Genomic DNA, 17,375 nt, shown 5'->3' on the forward strand with positions numbered 1-17,375 from the left:
GGGGTGGGTTAGCCGGCCAGTAGCTGACCATAGCGGGCAAGATCGACGTTACCGCCGCTGACGATAACGCCGACGCGTTTCCCCCGTAGTTCGTTCTGGCAGGCTTGAGCCGCAGCGAAGCCGAGGCAGCCGGTCGGCTCCACCACCATTTTCATCCGCTCGGCGAAAAAACGCATCGCCGCGACCAGTTCATCATCACTGACGGTCAGAACGTCATCCACGTGAGCGCGAATCAGCGCGAAGGTGTACTGGCCCAGATGCTGCGTTTGGGCGCCGTCGGCGAGGGTGTGGGGCGTATCGATATGCACGATACGGCCGGAGCGAAAGGACTGCTGACCGTCGTTGCCGGCTTCAGGTTCGACGCCGTATACCCGGCAGCCGGGCGACAGCCTGCGCGCCGACAGTGCCGAACCGGACAGCAGCCCGCCGCCGCCCATACAGACAAACAGCGCATCCAGTTCGCCCACTTCCTCGAACAGCTCTTTAGCCGCAGTTCCCTGACCGGCGATGATATGCGGGTGGTCGAAGGGCGGAATCAACGTCATGCCGTGTTGTTGCGCCAGTTCGCGCCCGATGGCTTCGCGGTCCTGCGTGTAACGGTCGAAGGTCACCACCTGCGCGCCGTACCCTTTGGTGGCGGCGATCTTGGCCGCGGGGGCGTCCTGCGGCATGACGATGGTGGCCGGCATCCCCAGCAGCTTTGCCGACAGGGCGATCGCCTGCGCGTGGTTGCCGGAGGAGAAGGCCACTACGCCGGCCGCCTTCTGCTCCGCGGTGAATTGCAACAACGCGTTCATCGCACCGCGAAATTTAAACGCGCCCATGCGCTGGAAGTTTTCGCATTTGAAGTAAAGCTCTGCGCCGAATGCGTCGTTGACGGTACGGGAGGTGAGAACCGGCGTTCGGTGGGCATAACCGGCAATCCGGTCGCTGGCGGCGGCGACGTCGTCATAAGAGGGCAGAACAATCGGGTCCATGGCGGTTCCTTTAGGTAAACGATTTATCCAGTTTTGAACAAAATGTCTTGTTTTTTATAGCCTGTCTTGCGGACGTTGCCAACCGTTTTTAGCGGGCTGACGGCATTGCCCACCCGGATGATCGCCGGGTTGAATTTGACATAATGTCTATTTGTAAATATTTTATCCAAAAATAAGTGGATGGAAGGATAAACGGGATGACGTCTCTGCCCGATTCGATACTGTTTGAACAGCTGGGTGCCATTGCGGAAGGGCTGGGGGAAACCTTTGCGCCGTTTTGCGAAGTGGTGATCCATGACCTGAAAAACCCGGAACACGCCATTCTGGCGATCTACAACAACCTTTCCGGGCGGGAAGTGGGGCAGCGGGCCACAGAGCTGGGGCTGGCGCGTATCGCATCGCCGGAGTTTCCCCGCATCGTGGCGAATTACGCCAACCAGTTCGCCGATGGCCGGCCGGTGAAAAGCACCTCGATCGGCATCAAGGACGCCAGCGGCGAGTATGTCGCATCGCTGTGTCTCAATGTCGATATGACGCTGTTTCGCGGCATCCAGCACGCCTTCGCCCGGTTCAATCAGGTCAGCACCGGCGCGCTTAACGAAAGCCTGGAGCCGTCGGGTTCCGAAGCGATTCGTCAGCGTATCGATCAGTTTGCGGCGCGTCTGGCGACTACGCCGCGCGCGCTCAAAGCGCCGGAACGGCGCCAACTGATTCAGGAACTGCGGGAACACGGCCTGCTCGACGTGAAGAAATCGATGGAAACCATCGCCCAGCATCTGGGGATCTCTCGCGCCTCGGTTTACAGCTACGCCAGATAGCTCCTATTACAGATAACCCTTATTCCGATAACCCCCATTGGGCCGCATAGCGCGGCCCATTCGTCGCGTTCAGCCCCGGTGCTTAAGACCGAAAGCGGTTACTGCGCGCCGCGTTCCCTTTTATATAATCGGCTGACCGTGAGCGCGATAACGAAAAATAACCCGCTGATCGCAATAAACAGCCCCCAGAACCATGGGACGATGTCGCGTGAATGGAAGTAGTCGAACAGAATGCCGTTCAGAGTGTAACCGAGGCCGACGCCCGTCATCGAAAATAACCCCAGTATGCCCATGACGGTGCCGGTGGCGTTTACCGGCACATTGGCTATTGCCTGAGCATCTATCATTACCGTGAAAAGTACCTCGGCGATACTGAAGAAAAATATACCGGCGGCGTAGAAAAACAGCTGTGACGGGAAGTCCATTAATGACGAAATGGCAATCAAAATAAAGGCCACGGAAAAAATCAGAAAACCATAGGAAAGTTCGATAGCGGCGGTTTTTACTCTCCTGATAATAAACAGATTTGATAAAATCACGGTGATCGCGTTGATGGTAAATGTCATTCCGGATGCCAGTAATGAAATATTCAGAGAAGAATAAAGCGGAAATACCAGTTCGAGAAAAGTATAGAAATAAAAAAAGCATAATTGCATCAGAAATAATGGACGTATATTGGCCTGCCGGAGCATTGATAACCATTGCCAGGGTGAGGCGCGTTTGCGATCGGCATTATAACTGCGGAAATTGGAGAGCGTCATCGCATAGATTATCGCGACGATCACCAGACAGGCGGCGTTGGCGTAACACAGAAAGGCGAAATCGTAACCGATCATCAGATAACCCACTAGCGGACCGACTGCCACTCCCATATTGATCGCCAGGCCGATAGACGCGAAGGCTTTCATGTTGCTGTCAATCAGCTCAAGCATGGCTTTCTTGCTGGCTATCATGCCGCACGCCAGGCCGACGCCGTTGAGCAGTGAGGACGCGACCAGCCCGGCAAAGGTATGGGCATCCGCCAGCAGGATTAACCCGATGATGCGCAAAGCGATACCCAGCAGCGCCACCTTTTTGGCGCCGATGTTGTCAGCCATCATACCGGCAGGCAAGGTGAGTCCTTTTTCCAGGGTGGCGCGCAGCATCAATAATAACGAAACCTGAAATACGCTCATCCCCAGTGACTGGTATAAATACACAACATAATAGGGGATAATAAAAAATGACGATAATACGGATAAGAATGTCCCCGCCAGTAAAAACCAGGATTTATTGTGTAGCAATACATCTTTTGTGAATAAAAACTTCATTTATGGATAACCCTGTGATGTTCCAGCCTGTGGATTTTTCCAACCGGCGGCGTTGTTTCTAATCATTTGGAATGACTTCCAATTATGGCGTTATTTCCAATCCGTTATTTCCAGTCTATGGTGCTAACCGGTCGCGCTAATAACATCGATGGAGAATGTGGGGCATGAGCGTAAACGACGGGGAATTTCATGCTCTGGGATTTTTCTTATTCATTATGAACTTTTTGTTAAATCCTGTCCTCTGGTGTTTTTAAATGTGACCTTATTTATAAAGTTAATAACGGCGAAGAAGCGGATACCGCCGCGAGGTCTGTTTTCCGATAGCCGCCGCGCTTAATAAGCGCGCTTATCGATTATCTAAGCGGGCGACGCATCGGTTGTTTTTTAATCATTGGCGGCGCGCACGCCGGACAGTATCCGCATGACGCTCAATTCAATAATGCCAATCGCCGGTCACAGGATACGGAACAATTATCATGGGAAAATGGTGGAGAAATGACCGGTGGTCTATGCTTTCCAAAATAGGAAGATGCGACGGATGACGTGAGACACATATTTTTCTTTTTGATGGTGTATAAGAAGTAAGAGCTATTTGAAGCGCGCCAGCGATCGCGTAGAGTGAGGTGGTAGGGTATTGCCCTGATTTGCCTGCATTACTGATGTTGCCTTGTAACCACACAACTAATAATTATTTGCATTGAGGACAGAATGGATAAATTTCAAAGAGAGATTGAGGAGAGAACCAATCTTACCTCATCCAACAAGTTTGAATTGTTATTGTTCCGTTTAGGATCGGCTACCGGTGAAGGGCCGTCCGAGCTGTTCGGTATCAATGTGTTCAAGCTTCGTGAAATCGTTCCGATGCCAACCTTGACCAAGGCTGCGGGTATGATACCGCCGATGCTTGGCATGATTAATATTCGCGGGCAGATTATTCCCGTTATCGATCTTCCGGCGGTGGTGGGGTGTGCTGCGAGTACCGGGCGTAACATCCTGCTGGTGACGGAATATGCACGCAGCACCCAGGCTTTTGCGGTCGAGTCCGTCGACGACATTGTTCGTCTGGACTGGAGTCAGGTAAACACGGCCGAAGCGGGCGTCAGCAATACCTATATCACCAGTATTGCGCGTCTGGACAGCGACCCGTCGAGCAACCGTCTGGCGCTGGTGTTGGATGTTGAACAGATCCTGCACGATATTATTCCGACCGAGCGTGAGATTAAGATTGAAAGCGTCGAAGAGAAAACCTTCCACCTGAAGCCCGGTGCGGTGGCGATTGTGGCCGAAGACTCTAAAGTCGCGCGAACGATGCTGGAAACGGGGCTGAAGGTGATGAATATCCCGTACATCATGCATATCACCGGGCTGGAAGCCTGGAACAAGATCAAAGCGATGGCGGAGGAAGCGAAGGCGGAAGGCCGGCCGATTTCGGACAAGATTGCCTTTGTGCTGACCGACCTGGAAATGCCGGAGATGGATGGATTTACGCTGACGCGCAATATCAAGCGTGATGAAGTGCTTAAGAGCATCCCGGTGATTATTCACTCTTCACTGTCCGGCACCGCTAACGAAGACCACGTACGTAATGTGGGCGCGGATTCGTATGTGGCGAAATTTGAAATCAATGAACTGGCCGCCGCGATTCACAGCGTGGTGGATCGCGTGAAACCGGCATCAGCCAAATAAAGTAACTCCTGCTCGGCCCCGGACTGTTTATCCGGAACGGGGCCGATATTCTCACTACGTATCAGGCGGTGTGGACTCCTGCCGATATTCCCCGTTAGCGTCTCACGCTGTTCCCTGCTCATCCACGATGGCGTTTTTCTGCCCTGGCTACCGTCTTTGCCACCATCAGGTTTTTCGCCGTCAACAATACGGCTGCGTTAAAAGCGCTGGCTCGATCACAATTTGCATTACATGAGGGAGTTGTGGAAAACCGCGGCCCGCGTGCGCTGGCACGGTAATCACCTGGGGCGTGCCACTGATCTTTACTCTAAAGCTAATGATTGCGATACCGGCTTGATTGAAGCGGCAATAACCGGGGAACATACTTTAACCAGACCAAGGCAAATCAAAATGATGAGCTGAATCAGGAGGTTAATTATGTTGTCTGGGCAAACGTCACCGCGGCTCTGGAACACGCGCCGCAGTGAAAAACAACGGCGGAAGGCGTCGATAGCCGTGCCGGGCAAGGTGCTTCCCACGGAACATCTTGCCGCTATGCTGGAAAAGCTGATCGCCCCCGGCGATAAGGTGGTGCTGGAAGGCAATAACCAGAAGCAGGCCGATTTTCTCTCCCGCACGCTGGCAGAGGTTGATCCGCAGAAAGTGCATGATTTGCATATGATCATGCCGAGCGTCGGACGCAGCGAACATCTGGATATTTTTGAGAAAGGCATCGCCCACAAGCTCGATTTTTCCTTCTCGGGCACGCAGAGTCTGCGCATTTCGCAGCTGCTGGAGGATGGCGCGCTGGAAGTCGGCGCCATTCATACCTATATCGAACTCTATTCCCGCCTGTATGTTGACCTGATCCCCAATGTGGCGCTGGTCGCGGGTTATAAAGCCGACCGCAAAGGCAACCTGTACACCGGCCCCAGCACCGAAGACACGCCGGCGCTGGTTGAAGCCGCCGCGTTCCATGACGGTATCGTCATCGCCCAGGTCAATGAGCTGGTGGACGACGAAACCGACCTGCCGCGCGTCGATATTCCCGGTTCCTGGATTGATTATGTGGTGGTCGCCGACAAGCCGTTCTTTATCGAACCGCTGTTTACCCGCGATCCGCGACTGATCAAACAAGAGCACATTCTGATGGCGATGATGGCTATCAAAGGCATCTACGCCGAACATCAGGTGCAGTCGCTCAACCACGGCATCGGTTTTAATACCGCGGCGATTGAACTGCTGCTGCCGACCTACGGCGAGCGTCTGGGGCTGAAAGGCAAAATCTGTAAACACTGGACGCTTAACCCGCATCCCACCCTGATTCCGGCGATCGAGAGCGGCTGGGTCGACAGCGTCCACTGCTTTGGCGGCGAGCTGGGGATGGAGGCGTATATCGCCGCCCGGCCGGACGTGTTCTTCACCGGCTCCGACGGCTCCATGCGCTCCAACCGCGCGTTTTGCCAACTGGCGGGGCAGTATGCCGTGGACATGTTCATCGGGTCGACATTGCAGGTCGACGGGCTGGGCAACTCGTCCACCGTCACCAAAGGCCGCCTTTCCGGGTTCGGCGGCGCGCCCAACATGGGGCATGACCCGCACGGCCGCCGTCACGCCACGCCGGCATGGCTCGCCATGATTAACGAACCCGACCCGATGCAGCGCGGGCGCAAGCTGGTGGTGCAGATGGTGGAAACCTTCCAGGCCGGCGTCAAACCGACCTTTGTGGAAAAACTCGACGCCGTGGACGTGGCGAAAGCCGCCGGTATGCCGCTGGCGCCGGTGATGATTTATGGCGACGACGTCACCCATGTGCTGACCGAAGAAGGCATCGCCTACCTCTATCGCGCCAATAGCCTGGAAGAACGTCGGGCGATGGTGGCGGCGGTGGCCGGGATCACCGACATCGGGCTGGGCGTGGACGCGCAGCGCGTGGCGGAATTCCGCCGCAGCGGCAAGGTGGCGTACCCGGAAGATTTGGGGATCCGCCGTACCGAAGCGACTCGCTCGCTGCTGGCGGCCGGCAGCGTGGCCGACCTGGTGGAATGGTCGGGCGGCCTGTACAACCCGCCGGCGAAATTCCGGAGCTGGTAAATGAAGCCGCAGCGACAGTCCGACGCGCACGGGTATGCGCAATGGCTGGCCGGGGCCGCGACGCGCTGCCTGATTGAGGAAGCGCGGCTCAGCCCTAAACCGGGGCTGGTCGACAGCCGCGGCAGCGGCGCGCATCAGGATTTGACGCTCGCGCTGATGGAACGCTCCGCCCACAGCCTGACCGCCACCTTTCATGCGCTGGCGCTTCAAAGCTGGCAGCGCCCGGCGGATGCCGCATTGCGTCAACTGGTCGGTCGGGTGGGGCGCGAAGGCGAACAGCGCATGCTGCTGGCGACCGATGGCGTGAATACCCACCGCGGCGCGATCTGGGCGCTGGGGCTGCTGGTCAGCGCGGCGGCGATGCTCGGCGGTGTCGGCACCGCGCAGGCTATCGCGGACACGGCGGCGCGTCTTGCCCGCTTGACGGATAACGCCGCGCCGACGGTCTTTAGTAACGGACGGCGAGCGACGCAGCGTTATCAGGTCCCCGGTGCGCGTGAAGAGGCGCAGCAGGGGTTCCCGCACATTACCCGGCTGGCGCTGCCGCAGTTGCTGCGCAGCCGCCAGCAGGGCGCCGGCGAGGACGATGCACGACTGGATGCGCTGATGAGCATTATGACTTCGCTGAGCGATACCTGCGTGCTGTCGCGCGCCGGGCTGGACGGGTTGGCGGCGATGCAACGCGGCGCGCGGGCGGTTCTGGCGGCCGGCGGCGTGTCTCGTCCCGCCGGTCGGCAGGCGCTGGAACAACTGGATACGCGCATGCTGACGCTAAATGCGTCACCGGGCGGTGCGGCCGATCTGCTGGCCGCCACGCTATTGCTCGATGGTATCGCACAGCCATCTTTATACGATTAAGAGGGTGTTATGGAACACATTACATTGTCATTCCCGGCTACCCGCACGGCCAGCGGCAACGCGCTGGCGGGTGTGGTGGGATCCGGTGATATGGAAGTGCTGTTGACGGTCGACGCCGGACAGACGCTCACCATCGACATCACCACCTCGGTGGAGAACAGCCGGGCGCGCTGGCAGGCGTTGTTCGACCGGCTAAGTTCGCTCGGCGGCCTGCCTGCCGGCGCCATGACGATTCATGATTTTGGCGCTACGCCCGGTGTGGCGCGCATCCGTATCGAACAGGTTTTTGAAGGGGTGAATCATGCGTGACGATCACAGTTTTATCGAACTTAAAGCACGGGAACGCGCCCGCGCGCTGCTGGATGAGGGCAGCTACCGCGAATTGCTCGACCCATTTGACGGCATCGTCTCGCCGTGGCTGGGGCCGCAGGGCATCGTGGTGCAGTCGGACGACGGCATGGTGGTGGCGAAGGGCACGTTGCAGGGCAAACCGACGGTGGTGATCGCCATTGAAGGCGCGTTTCAGGGCGGCAGCATGGGGGAAGTCTCCGGCGCCAAGATGGCCGCCGCGCTGGAGCTGGCCGCAGACGACCAGCGTAACGGTATTCCGACGCAGGCGATTCTGTGCCTGGAAACCGGCGGCGTGCGCTTGCAGGAGGCCAATCTGGGGCTGGCGGCGATCGCCGATATTCACGCGGCTATCGTCGACCTGCGCCGTTACACGCCGGTGATCGGCATCATCGCCGGGACGGTGGGCTGCTTTGGCGGTATGTCGATCGCCGCCGCGCTGTGCAGCCATCTGATCGTCACCCGCGAGGCGCGCCTCGGGCTCAACGGCCCGCAGGTGATCGAACAGGAAGCGGGGGTTGCCGAGTATGACTCGCGTGACCGCCCCTTTATCTGGAGCATGACCGGCGGGGAAATCCGTCACCGTAGCGGCCTGGCCGATAGTCTGGTGGCCGACGGCGTTAACGCGGTCAAACAGGCGGTGAATGACGCGCTCGCCAGCGGCGTACCGGCGCAACACCGTTCGGATAACTATGCGTGGTATCTGGCGCGGTTAACCGGCGCCGATACGCGTCAACAGGCCGATACGCAACAGATCCAACAGCTTTTCGGGGAGGTACACCCATGAGTCAGGTAGCACATCGCGGCGCATTGTGGCTGGACGCGCTGGCACCCGGGAAACCACAGCTGACCGGGCTGTGCCCGTCGGTACAGGCGGCTGATGGCGACATCGCCGGCGAAGCGGTCCGTTTTATTGCCGTTGTCCCTGACGCGGCTAACCACTACCCACGCGCCGCAAAGGGCGAAGTGGGGCTGCTGGAGGGATGGACGCTGGCGAAAGTGGTGCATGAGACCATTGCAGCGGACCGCCACAGCGACAAAAAACGGCCGATTGTGGCGGTGATCGACGTGCCCAGTCAGGCGTATGGCCGCCGGGAAGAAGCCTTCGGCATCCATCAGGCGCTGGCGGCGGCGGCGGGGGCTTACGCCCAGGCGCGCCTCGCCGGGCACCCGGTCATCGGGCTGATCGTCGGCAAGGCGATGTCCGGCGCGTTTCTGGCCCACGGCTATCAGGCCAATCGGCTGATCGCTTTCAATGACCCGGAGGTACAGATTCACGCGATGGGCAAAGCGTCGGCGGCGCGCATCACGCTCAGAAGCGTGGAAGAGCTGGAAAAACTGGCGGCCGCCATCCCGCCGATGGCGTATGACATTCGCAACTACGCCACGCTGGGGTTGCTGTCGGCGTTGCTGGATATCAGCAATCCGGATGCGCCGTCCGCCAACGATGTGGCGCAGGTGACCGATGCGTTACAGCAGGCGATAACCGACGCCCGCCGCGACCCGTCGCTGAAAACGCGACTGGGGGCGGACAACCGGCGCAGTTCTTCGCGGGTACGTGAGCGGATGCGCGCGCAGTGGTAAGCCGCGTTCGAGGGCAAACCGCAACCAGCGGGTAGCCATAACTCGCGGAGTAGCCATAACTCGCGTATCAGTCGCCACTATGCGGTGGTCAGCCTGCTCGTCGATAAGGGCGGCGGCCACCGATATATCGGTAAGCCAATAAAGAGACCTGCCGGAAAAGGGCAACGGGCGTCATCGGGCGCCCGCAGACGCCCTTTGCCTGAAAACTATAACCATCGCGCTGGAACTCATACTCTTTTATTACAGGTGAATACGATATGACTTATGTAATTGTTCATGCACTTGCGCCGATTTTTATCATCATGCTGCTGGGGTTCTGGGCAGGCAAAGCCAAAATGGTGGATAACAAGAACGTTGCGCTGCTCAATATTTTCGTCATGGATTTTGCGCTGCCGGCGGCGCTGTTCAGCGCCACGGTGCAAACACCCTGGTCCGGCATTGTCCAGCAGTCTCCGCTGATCGTGGTGCTGACGCTGGCGATGTGGATAACCTATGCGGCCATCTATTTTCTGGCCGTTAAGGTGTTCCATAAAACGCCGCAGGACGCAGCCGTGCTGACGCTCACCGTGGCGCTGCCCAATTACGCGGCGCTCGGCCTGCCGATTCTCGGCAGCGTGCTGGGTGACGGTTCGGCCACGTCGCTGTCGGTGGCGGTGTCTATCGCCTGTGGTTCGGTGCTGATGACGCCGTTCTGCCTGCTGATTCTGGAACGTGAAAAGGCGCGTGCCTCCGGCGGCAGTCAGACCTCCACGCTGGCGATGCTGCCGGTGCTGATGTGGCGCTCGCTGAAAAAGCCGATCGTGCTGGGGCCGTTGCTGGGCGTGGTATTGTCCGCCATTGGTATCCGCATGCCGGAATTGCTGCTGGCGTCGATCAAGCCGCTGGGGTTATCCGCTACCGCCACCGCGCTGTTCCTGACCGGGGTGATCCTCTCGGCGCGTCAGCTGAAAATCAACCTGGTGGTCACTACCGCGGTACTGACCAAGCTGCTGATTCAGCCGGCGCTGGCGTGGGCGGTGGTACTGGTGTTGGGACTGCACGGTTCGGTGGCGATCACCGCGATTCTGATGATTGCGCTGTCCGCCGGCTTTTTCGGTGTGGTGTTCGGTAACCGGTTTGGCGTGCAGTCGCCGGATGCGGAAGCGGTGCTGCTGTTAAGCTCGGTACTCTGTATCCTGTCGCTGCCGCTATTTATTACGTTAACGTCAGGAATTTGAACAACATCAGGAGTTTGAATCATGGTAACGACACGTCCGCACGATCTGTTATGGCTGACGTCCCGCGAGGCGCTGGAAGGTATCGATGCGCCCTGGGTGGACAGCCAGTGGCGGCCGGCTCTGCCGGTGGTAGTGCGGCGTGACGTTGACCCGGCCGGGCGCATTCCGGTCGGGGTGCGCGGCCTGCGCCGCGACCAGCGTGCCGCCGGGTGGGTGACGGCAGAGAGCATGGTTCGGGTGGTGACGCCGGAGATGCTGTGCGATCTGCCGTCGCTGTTGCATTCGCCGTTTGTGTCGCAACCGCCGGTGCAGGTCGCCATTCAACTGGCGCAGCAGCACTGGCCGTGGCAGTGGGGCATCACCGGCGGCACGGGATACGCGCTGGCGACCCAGATGCCGGTGCTGCATGCCGACAGCGATCTGGATGTGCTGATTCGCGCGCCTCAGGCGCTGGACCGCGACGCGCTGGCGGACTGGCAACGCCAGCTATCGTCGTCGCGGCTGTGTCGGGCCGATACGCAAGTGGAAACGCCCCACGGCGGTTTCGCGCTGGCCGAATGGCTGAGAGACGGACAGGCGCTGTTGAAAACCGACCGCGGGCCGCGACGGGTAAGCGATCCGTGGTCAATGGAGAGGTGAGATGAAGATTCTGTTTACCTTCCCCGGACAGGGGGCGCAGCATGTCGGCATGCTGCGACAGCTTCCGTCCGATACCGCCGTACTGGATGAAGCGCGAGCGGTGTTGGGCGACGAGGTTCACCAGCTCGATAGCCCGCAGGCGCTGCGCCATACCCGCGCGGTACAGCTGTGCCTGCTGATAACGGGCGTGGCCTGGGCCAGAGCGCTGATGGAACGCGGCGTGATGCCGGACATGGTCAGCGGCTTGTCGATTGGCGCATTTCCGGCGGCGGTGACCGCCGGCGTGCTCCGTTTTGACGACGCGCTGCGGCTGGTGGCGTTGCGCGGCGACCTGATGGAACAGGCTTATCCGCAGGGATATGGCCTCACCGCCATCATGGGGTTGAGTCAGGCCGAGGTGGAGACGTTGCTGGTCGACAGCGGTGCGTATCTCGCTAACCTGAACGCCGAGCGGCAAATCGTGATCGCGGGCAGCGACGAGTGCATGGCGCGGGTGGCGCAACGGGCGTTGCAACGCGGCGCCAGCCGGGCGCAACGGTTGCAGATTAGCGTGCCGTCGCACTGTGCGTTGCTGGATGCGCCTGCCAGACAGCTGGCGGCGGCGTTTGCTTCGCTGTCGCTGTCGCCTCCGCAATGCGGCTACCTGAGCGGCAGTTCCGCCCGGGCAATCTGGCAACCGGAACGCATCGCGGACGACCTGGCGCTAAACATGGCGCGCACCGTGCGCTGGCACGAGGCGATGGTGGCGGCTGAAGAGCGCGATGTTCGGCTGGCGATTGAGATGCCGCCGGGCGGCGTGTTGACCTGCCTGGCGAAGCAGGCGTTTAGTCGTGGCGAGGCGTTTTCGCTGGAACGCAGCGGTATCGATGTGGTGGTGCACCGCGCCGATCAGCTCAGGGCACAGCAGTAGCGTTGAGGCTGCGGGCGTACATGCGGCCTTCCGCCACCAGCGCCAGCAGATTCGGGTCATGCTCGCGGTTGCGGGCGAACACAATGGCGATGAGCTGGCGCATCTGATAGGGCGGCGCCAGTTTCAGCAACTGCACATCGTTCTCGTACACTTTTTTCATCCGCTCGGGGATGAGGGTAAAACCGACGCCGGCCTGCACCAGACTCAGCATGGAGAAAATGTCGTCTACCCGCGTGACGATCTCCGGTTCGAACCCGGCGATGTGAAACGCCTCCTGAAAACCGGCATAGGTGGCGAACCCTTCGGACAGCGACACGAACCGCTGGTGGTGGAAGTCGCGCAGATCGGCCGGCTGGCGGGTATCCAGCTTCGCTGCGGCCGGCGCCGCCAGACAAATGTCATCCTCAAACAGCGGCAGGAATTCCAGCTGGTTACGGTCGATAGTGTTGTCGGAAAGCGAGATGAGGATGGCGTCCAGTTGCTGGTCATCCAGCATGGCGAGCAGGCGCTGATTCGACCCCATGGTCAAATCCAGCTCCAGATCCGGGCGGCGCAGCTTGACGCCCATAATCAGGCGCGGCACCGTTTCCAGCGTCAGCGAATACAGCGTGCCGATGCGCAATCGCCCCTGACCGACCCCCGCGGTCTTGCGGGTTTCCTCCAGCCCACGCTCCATCAGCAGCATCGCTTCCTGACTGTATTCCAGCAGCGTATGCGCCGCCGGCAGCGCCACCAGATTGCGCCCTTTATGGATAAACAGCGGGCAGCGTACCCCTTCCTCCAGCGTATGCAACGCACGATGCACGCTGACGCCGCTGAGCCCGAGGAGTTCGGCGGTACGGGTGATATTCCCGGTTTCCATGAATGTTTTGAAAATCTCAAGCTTGCGGAACGTGATGTCGCCGTCTTTTAACATATCGGACTCAGTGCGTGATAGCGCGTGGATGTGAATGGGGTAACCGTCAGGGAATTGTACCCGCAAAGCGCGGAAAAAGGAGAATCGGGCGATGTTTCGCGTGATGCGCGGCGGCGGCTGGCGGCCATTTCACCGTTGCGGTCGCCAACTGCCGTAGAGTGAGGCCCGCCAAACGCGGGCCACACCCGGTCACTGCTGCGGTTTTCGCATTTTCGCGGCGCACTGCGCGATGATAAAAATCAGCGACTGGATAATCACGATGCACGGCCCGGTCGCGCCATCAAGGAAGTAGCTGAGCCAGGTGCCGAAAACCGACGAGAAGGTCGCGCTGGTCACCGCCACCAGCATCATAGCGCCGAAGCGTTTGCACAGTACAAACCCGGTAATGCCGGGGGTAATCAACATGGCGATCACCAAAATCACGCCGACCGCCTGCAACGCGGCGACGATGGTCAGCGACAGCAGCGTCAACAGACCATAATGCAGCAGTTTTACCGGCAGACCGCAGATTTGCGCCTGCGTGGGGTCAAAGCAGTACAACACCAGATCGCGCCATTTGATGATAACCACGGCTAGCACCAGCAGGCTGATTACCAGCGTTTGTTGCAGCTCGTAGCGGGTGATCCCCAGTACGTTGCCGAACAGGATATGGCTCAGGTGCTGTTCGGTATTGACGCGAGAAAACAGCACCAGACCGACGGCGAACATGCCGGAAAACAGAATCCCCATCACCGTGTCTTCTTTGATGCGGCAGCGTTCCTTCACGTAGCCGGTAGCCAGCGCGCAGAATAGACCGGAGGCGAACGCGCCGATCGCCAGCGGGATGCCCGCCAGCCAGGCCAGCACCACGCCGGGCAGCACGGCGTGAGAAACGGCGTCGCCCATCAGCGACCAGCCTTTGAGCACCATAAAACAGGACAGCACCGCGCACACCATGCCGACCACGCCTGCCGCCAGCATAGCTTTGACCATGAACGGAAAGGCAAAGGGCTCGGCTAACAAGGTCAACCATTCCATATTATTTCCTCATCATTGCCAGGCGGCGTTGACGACGGGCGGCCAGCAACCCGTGGCGGGGCGCGAAAACAAACGCCAGCAGGAACATCAGCGTTTGCAATGAAACGATGATGCCGCCGGTGGCGCCGTTCAGGAAGAAACTCAGCCAGGCGCCCACCGCGCTGGTAACGGTGCCGAGCGCAATGGCGATCAGCACCAGCCGCGGGAAGCGGTCGGTCAGCAGCCAGGCGGTGGCGCCCGGCGTAATCACCATAGCGATCACCAAAATGGCGCCCACCGTTTGCAGCGCGGCGACGGTGCAGGCGCTCAGCAGGGTGAAGAAGATGATTTTCAGCCGCAGCGGCGACAGGCCGATGGTTCTGGCGTGGATTTCGTCAAAAAAGGTGACGAACAGATCTTTCCAGATAAAGCACAACACGATGAGCGAAATGCCGATAATCAGCGCCACCTGCAGGATGTCTTCATCCGCAATGCCGAGAATATTGCCGAAAATAATCGACTGCACGTTCACCGCGGTCGGGTTTAGCGAGATGATCAACAGCCCGGCGGCAAAAAAGGTGGAGAAGATAAACCCGATCACCGCGTCTTCGCGGATGCGGGTCAGATGCCGGATGAAGGTCATGGCGAGCGCCGCCAGAATGCCGGCGAAAAATGCGCCGGCGGCGTAGGGCAGCCCCAGCGCATACGCCCCGGCCACGCCCGGCACCACCGAATGCGACAGCGCGTCGCCCATCAGCGACCAGCCTTTCAGCATCAGGTAGGCGGACAAAAAGGCACAGGTGCCGCCGACCACGGCGCTTATCAGGATGGCTTTGACCATGTATTCATACTGGAAGGGCGCCAGCAACGCATCAATCATGGCGCTTATCCTCCTCATCCGCGGATGAGCGATGGGGCGGCGTCAGGCTGCCCTTGCCGTAAAAGACCGCCGGACGTTCGTCGTCCGTCAGCACCGTCAACTCGCGGGCATCGGCGTCCTGATGCAGTTGTTGCCCTGACAGGCGCAAATAACGCAGCACGCCGCCGAAGGTTTTTTCCAGATTCGGGTGGGTGAAGGTGCTTTCCGTCGGGCCTACCGCCAGCACGGTGCGGTTGATCAGCACCACCTGATCGCAAAACTCAGGCACGCTACCGAGGTTATGGGTGGAGACCAGAATCAGGTGGCCCTCTTCGCGCAGCGTTTTCAGCAGCTTGATAATCGCGTTTTCCGTCTGCACATCAACGCCGGTGAACGGCTCGTCCAGCAGGATGATTTGCGCCTGCTGCGCCAGCGCGCGCGCCAGAAACACCCGCTTCTTTTGCCCGCCGGACAGTTCGCCGATCTGGCGTTGATGCAGATCCGCCATGCCAACGCGCTCCAGCGCTAGCGCCACCTGCTTTTTGTCTTCCGCTGACGGAATGCGAAACAGCGACATTTTGCCGTAGCGCCCCATCATCACCACATCCTCAACCAGCACCGGAAAGTTCCAGTCTACTTCCTCGGTCTGGGGCACATAGGCAATGAGATTGCTTTTCAGCGCCTGCCTGACGGGCAGACCGTTGAGCGACACGCTGCCGGTGGTGGGGCGGACGATGCCCATGATGCTTTTGAACAGCGTTGACTTTCCGCTGCCGTTGACCCCCACCAGCGCGCAAATAGTGCCGCCGTGGAGATGAAAACTGGCGTTATGGATGGCGGTGTGGCCGTTGTTGTAGGTGACCGTGATGTCCTGCACGGTCAGTTGTGCGTCTTCTGCGTGCCGGGTCATTGGTTAAAGCCTTTTGCAATGGTGTCTACGGTGGTTTTTAACAGCGAAATGTAGTCGGGAACCGGGCCGTCTTTGGTCGACAGCGAATCGACATACAGCACGCCGCCATAGCGCGCGCCGGTTTCTTTGCTGATCTGACGTGCCGGCTTATCCGATACCGTGCTTTCACTGAACACGACCGGAATCTGGTGCTGGCGCACTTCATCAATAACATGGCGCACCTGCTGCGGCGTGCCTTGTTCGTCGGCGTTGATTGGCCACAGATACAGTTCTTTCAGGCCGTAGTCGCGCGCCAGATAGCTGAAGGCGCCTTCACTGGTCACCAGCCAACGGTGTTCGGCCGGAATATTATTCAGTCGTGCGCGCAGCGGTTGATCCAGCGCCATAATCTGCGCGGCGTAATTTTTGGCGTTACGGTTATAGGTTTCCGCGTTGTCCGGGTCGTATTTCACCAGCGCTGCCCGGATATTCTCTATATAAATTAATGCGTTGTTTGGTGACATCCAGGCGTGGGGATTCGGGTTGCCGTTGTAAGGGCCTTCGTTGATCGCGATGGGCGTGATGCCTTCGCTGACGACCACGGAAGGCACGCCCTGAATGTTTTCAAAGAACCGGCCGAACCAGCGCTCCAGATTAAGGCCATTCCACAAAATCAGGTTTGCCGACTGCGTTTTGGCGATATCCCGCGGCGTGGGCTGGTAGTCGTGGATTTCCGCACCCGGTTTGGTGATCGATTCGACGGTGGCGGCATCGCCGGCAACATGTTGGGCGATATCCTGAATGATGGTAAAGGTGGTAACCACCTTGAGTTTTGCCGTCGCCGGTAGCGAAAAACCGAACAGCAGCGCCAGCAGGGCAGCTAGCAACGGAGCGGCGGAAAAGGGAAACGGGAAGGATAACCGCGTTTTGCGCATTGTTTTCAAAGAACCCTGAAAGGCCGTAAACATAACACTCTCCCAACAATGATAATGATAACCATTTTCATTTAAATCCGGGGCTATGTTAACAGACTACATTTAACACCTCAATAACACCACGAAGTAAATTGTTTTAGGGGTAAATGGTTTTAGTTTCATGCGTTTCCTGCGCGTTCCACAGCGCTTCGTCATGGGTGTGCCAGACCGGGGGCGTAGGCTGGGGTTATATAAAATGTGCATCACACGGTCTTCGGTCAAGGAGTGGGGATTCGGCCAACTGACCAGCGGCCAATCCTTGATGTGAGCACCATAACCAAACCGTGCTATGCACGAAAGGCGATGCGTTACGCTCCCGAT

At 59.0% G+C, this 17,375-nt stretch carries 17 protein-coding genes; 10 read left to right on the plus strand and 7 right to left on the minus strand.

The window, feature by feature from the left end:
• Positions 1 to 8: 8 nt before the first annotated feature.
• Positions 9 to 977, minus strand: a complete 969-nt coding sequence (locus tag DDA898_RS08035; protein ID WP_038910845.1) for a threo-3-hydroxy-L-aspartate ammonia-lyase — start codon at positions 975 to 977, stop codon at positions 9 to 11.
• A 197-nt stretch (positions 978 to 1,174) separates the two neighbouring features.
• Here DDA898_RS08035 and DDA898_RS08040 point away from each other — a divergent pair, with 197 nt between their 5' ends.
• The gene (locus tag DDA898_RS08040; protein ID WP_038910846.1) at positions 1,175 to 1,795 is read left to right on the plus strand and encodes a helix-turn-helix transcriptional regulator; all 621 of its coding nucleotides are present in this window, start codon (positions 1,175 to 1,177) and stop codon (positions 1,793 to 1,795) included.
• Positions 1,796 to 1,893: 98 nt separating this feature from the next.
• Here the strand turns inward: DDA898_RS08040 and DDA898_RS08045 are convergent, their stop codons facing one another.
• On the minus strand, positions 1,894 to 3,105 hold the full coding sequence (locus DDA898_RS08045) for an MFS transporter (RefSeq protein WP_038910847.1): 1,212 nt from the start codon (positions 3,103 to 3,105) through the stop codon (positions 1,894 to 1,896).
• A gap of 708 nt (positions 3,106 to 3,813) precedes the next feature.
• On the opposite strand from DDA898_RS08045, the gene DDA898_RS08050 reads away from it, so the two are divergent.
• From DDA898_RS08050 to mdcH, 9 genes are all read left to right on the plus strand, one after another.
• Complete coding sequence (locus tag DDA898_RS08050; RefSeq protein WP_013317371.1) at positions 3,814 to 4,791, plus strand: chemotaxis protein; 978 nt, start codon at positions 3,814 to 3,816, stop codon at positions 4,789 to 4,791.
• 417 nt (positions 4,792 to 5,208) lie between these two features.
• Complete coding sequence (gene mdcA / locus DDA898_RS08055) at positions 5,209 to 6,864, plus strand: malonate decarboxylase subunit alpha (RefSeq protein WP_038900879.1); 1,656 nt, start codon at positions 5,209 to 5,211, stop codon at positions 6,862 to 6,864.
• Positions 6,865 to 7,722: a triphosphoribosyl-dephospho-CoA synthase gene (locus DDA898_RS08060; RefSeq protein WP_038910848.1), complete on the plus strand. Its 858-nt coding sequence runs from the start codon at positions 6,865 to 6,867 to the stop codon at positions 7,720 to 7,722.
• A gap of 9 nt (positions 7,723 to 7,731) precedes the next feature.
• Positions 7,732 to 8,031, plus strand: a complete 300-nt coding sequence (gene mdcC / locus DDA898_RS08065; RefSeq protein ID WP_038910849.1) for a malonate decarboxylase acyl carrier protein — start codon at positions 7,732 to 7,734, stop codon at positions 8,029 to 8,031.
• The gene (locus DDA898_RS08070; protein WP_038910850.1) at positions 8,024 to 8,857 is read left to right on the plus strand and encodes a biotin-independent malonate decarboxylase subunit beta; all 834 of its coding nucleotides are present in this window, start codon (positions 8,024 to 8,026) and stop codon (positions 8,855 to 8,857) included. The genes mdcC and DDA898_RS08070 overlap by 8 nt, the downstream gene beginning before the upstream one ends.
• Positions 8,854 to 9,654, plus strand: a complete 801-nt coding sequence (mdcE, locus tag DDA898_RS08075) for a biotin-independent malonate decarboxylase subunit gamma (protein WP_038910851.1) — start codon at positions 8,854 to 8,856, stop codon at positions 9,652 to 9,654. Before DDA898_RS08070 ends, mdcE begins: the two co-directional genes overlap by 4 nt.
• 257 nt (positions 9,655 to 9,911) lie before the next feature.
• Complete coding sequence (locus tag DDA898_RS08080) at positions 9,912 to 10,871, plus strand: AEC family transporter (RefSeq protein ID WP_013317378.1); 960 nt, start codon at positions 9,912 to 9,914, stop codon at positions 10,869 to 10,871.
• 18 nt (positions 10,872 to 10,889) lie between these two features.
• Positions 10,890 to 11,510 (plus strand): malonate decarboxylase holo-ACP synthase, encoded by a 621-nt coding sequence (locus DDA898_RS08085; protein WP_438830418.1) that lies wholly within the window; start codon positions 10,890 to 10,892, stop codon positions 11,508 to 11,510.
• A 1-nt stretch (position 11,511) separates the two neighbouring features.
• The gene (gene mdcH / locus DDA898_RS08090) at positions 11,512 to 12,420 is read left to right on the plus strand and encodes a malonate decarboxylase subunit epsilon (RefSeq protein ID WP_038910854.1); all 909 of its coding nucleotides are present in this window, start codon (positions 11,512 to 11,514) and stop codon (positions 12,418 to 12,420) included.
• Here mdcH and DDA898_RS08095 read toward each other — a convergent pair.
• The 5 genes from DDA898_RS08095 to DDA898_RS08115 form a co-directional block, all read right to left on the minus strand.
• The gene (locus DDA898_RS08095; protein ID WP_038910855.1) at positions 12,404 to 13,336 is read right to left on the minus strand and encodes a LysR family transcriptional regulator; all 933 of its coding nucleotides are present in this window, start codon (positions 13,334 to 13,336) and stop codon (positions 12,404 to 12,406) included. The genes mdcH and DDA898_RS08095 overlap by 17 nt on opposite strands.
• A 189-nt stretch (positions 13,337 to 13,525) precedes the next feature.
• A complete protein-coding gene (locus DDA898_RS08100) occupies positions 13,526 to 14,353 on the minus strand; it encodes a metal ABC transporter permease (RefSeq protein ID WP_013317383.1) in 828 nt (275 codons plus the stop codon).
• A gap of 1 nt (position 14,354) precedes the next feature.
• Positions 14,355 to 15,212, minus strand: a complete 858-nt coding sequence (locus tag DDA898_RS08105) for a metal ABC transporter permease (RefSeq protein ID WP_038910856.1) — start codon at positions 15,210 to 15,212, stop codon at positions 14,355 to 14,357.
• The gene (locus DDA898_RS08110) at positions 15,205 to 16,101 is read right to left on the minus strand and encodes a manganese/iron ABC transporter ATP-binding protein (protein ID WP_038900886.1); all 897 of its coding nucleotides are present in this window, start codon (positions 16,099 to 16,101) and stop codon (positions 15,205 to 15,207) included. The genes DDA898_RS08105 and DDA898_RS08110 overlap by 8 nt, the downstream gene beginning before the upstream one ends.
• Positions 16,098 to 17,015 (minus strand): metal ABC transporter substrate-binding protein, encoded by a 918-nt coding sequence (locus DDA898_RS08115; RefSeq protein WP_038912491.1) that lies wholly within the window; start codon positions 17,013 to 17,015, stop codon positions 16,098 to 16,100. Before DDA898_RS08115 ends, DDA898_RS08110 begins: the two co-directional genes overlap by 4 nt.
• Between the last annotated feature and the right edge of the window lie 360 nt (positions 17,016 to 17,375).

Origin of the sequence: Dickeya dadantii NCPPB 898 (assembly GCF_000406145.1) — a bacterium.
GTDB classification, from domain to species: Bacteria; Pseudomonadota; Gammaproteobacteria; order Enterobacterales; family Enterobacteriaceae; genus Dickeya; species Dickeya dadantii.

Excerpts from the sequence above, each read along its gene's own strand:
- DDA898_RS08035 (WP_038910845.1), bottom strand. The coding sequence starts at position 977 with ATGGACCCGATTGTTCTGCCCTCTTATGACGACGTCGCCGCCGCCAGC.
- DDA898_RS08040 (WP_038910846.1), top strand. The coding sequence starts at position 1,175 with ATGACGTCTCTGCCCGATTCGATACTGTTTGAACAGCTGGGTGCCATT.
- DDA898_RS08045 (WP_038910847.1), bottom strand. The coding sequence starts at position 3,105 with ATGAAGTTTTTATTCACAAAAGATGTATTGCTACACAATAAATCCTGG.
- DDA898_RS08050 (WP_013317371.1), top strand. The coding sequence starts at position 3,814 with ATGGATAAATTTCAAAGAGAGATTGAGGAGAGAACCAATCTTACCTCA.
- mdcA (WP_038900879.1), top strand. The coding sequence starts at position 5,209 with ATGTTGTCTGGGCAAACGTCACCGCGGCTCTGGAACACGCGCCGCAGT.
- DDA898_RS08060 (WP_038910848.1), top strand. The coding sequence starts at position 6,865 with ATGAAGCCGCAGCGACAGTCCGACGCGCACGGGTATGCGCAATGGCTG.
- mdcC (WP_038910849.1), top strand. The coding sequence starts at position 7,732 with ATGGAACACATTACATTGTCATTCCCGGCTACCCGCACGGCCAGCGGC.
- DDA898_RS08070 (WP_038910850.1), top strand. The coding sequence starts at position 8,024 with ATGCGTGACGATCACAGTTTTATCGAACTTAAAGCACGGGAACGCGCC.
- mdcE (WP_038910851.1), top strand. The coding sequence starts at position 8,854 with ATGAGTCAGGTAGCACATCGCGGCGCATTGTGGCTGGACGCGCTGGCA.
- DDA898_RS08080 (WP_013317378.1), top strand. The coding sequence starts at position 9,912 with ATGACTTATGTAATTGTTCATGCACTTGCGCCGATTTTTATCATCATG.
- mdcH (WP_038910854.1), top strand. The coding sequence starts at position 11,512 with ATGAAGATTCTGTTTACCTTCCCCGGACAGGGGGCGCAGCATGTCGGC.
- DDA898_RS08095 (WP_038910855.1), bottom strand. The coding sequence starts at position 13,336 with ATGTTAAAAGACGGCGACATCACGTTCCGCAAGCTTGAGATTTTCAAA.
- DDA898_RS08100 (WP_013317383.1), bottom strand. The coding sequence starts at position 14,353 with ATGGAATGGTTGACCTTGTTAGCCGAGCCCTTTGCCTTTCCGTTCATG.
- DDA898_RS08105 (WP_038910856.1), bottom strand. The coding sequence starts at position 15,212 with ATGATTGATGCGTTGCTGGCGCCCTTCCAGTATGAATACATGGTCAAA.
- DDA898_RS08110 (WP_038900886.1), bottom strand. The coding sequence starts at position 16,101 with ATGACCCGGCACGCAGAAGACGCACAACTGACCGTGCAGGACATCACG.
- DDA898_RS08115 (WP_038912491.1), bottom strand. The coding sequence starts at position 17,015 with ATGCGCAAAACGCGGTTATCCTTCCCGTTTCCCTTTTCCGCCGCTCCG.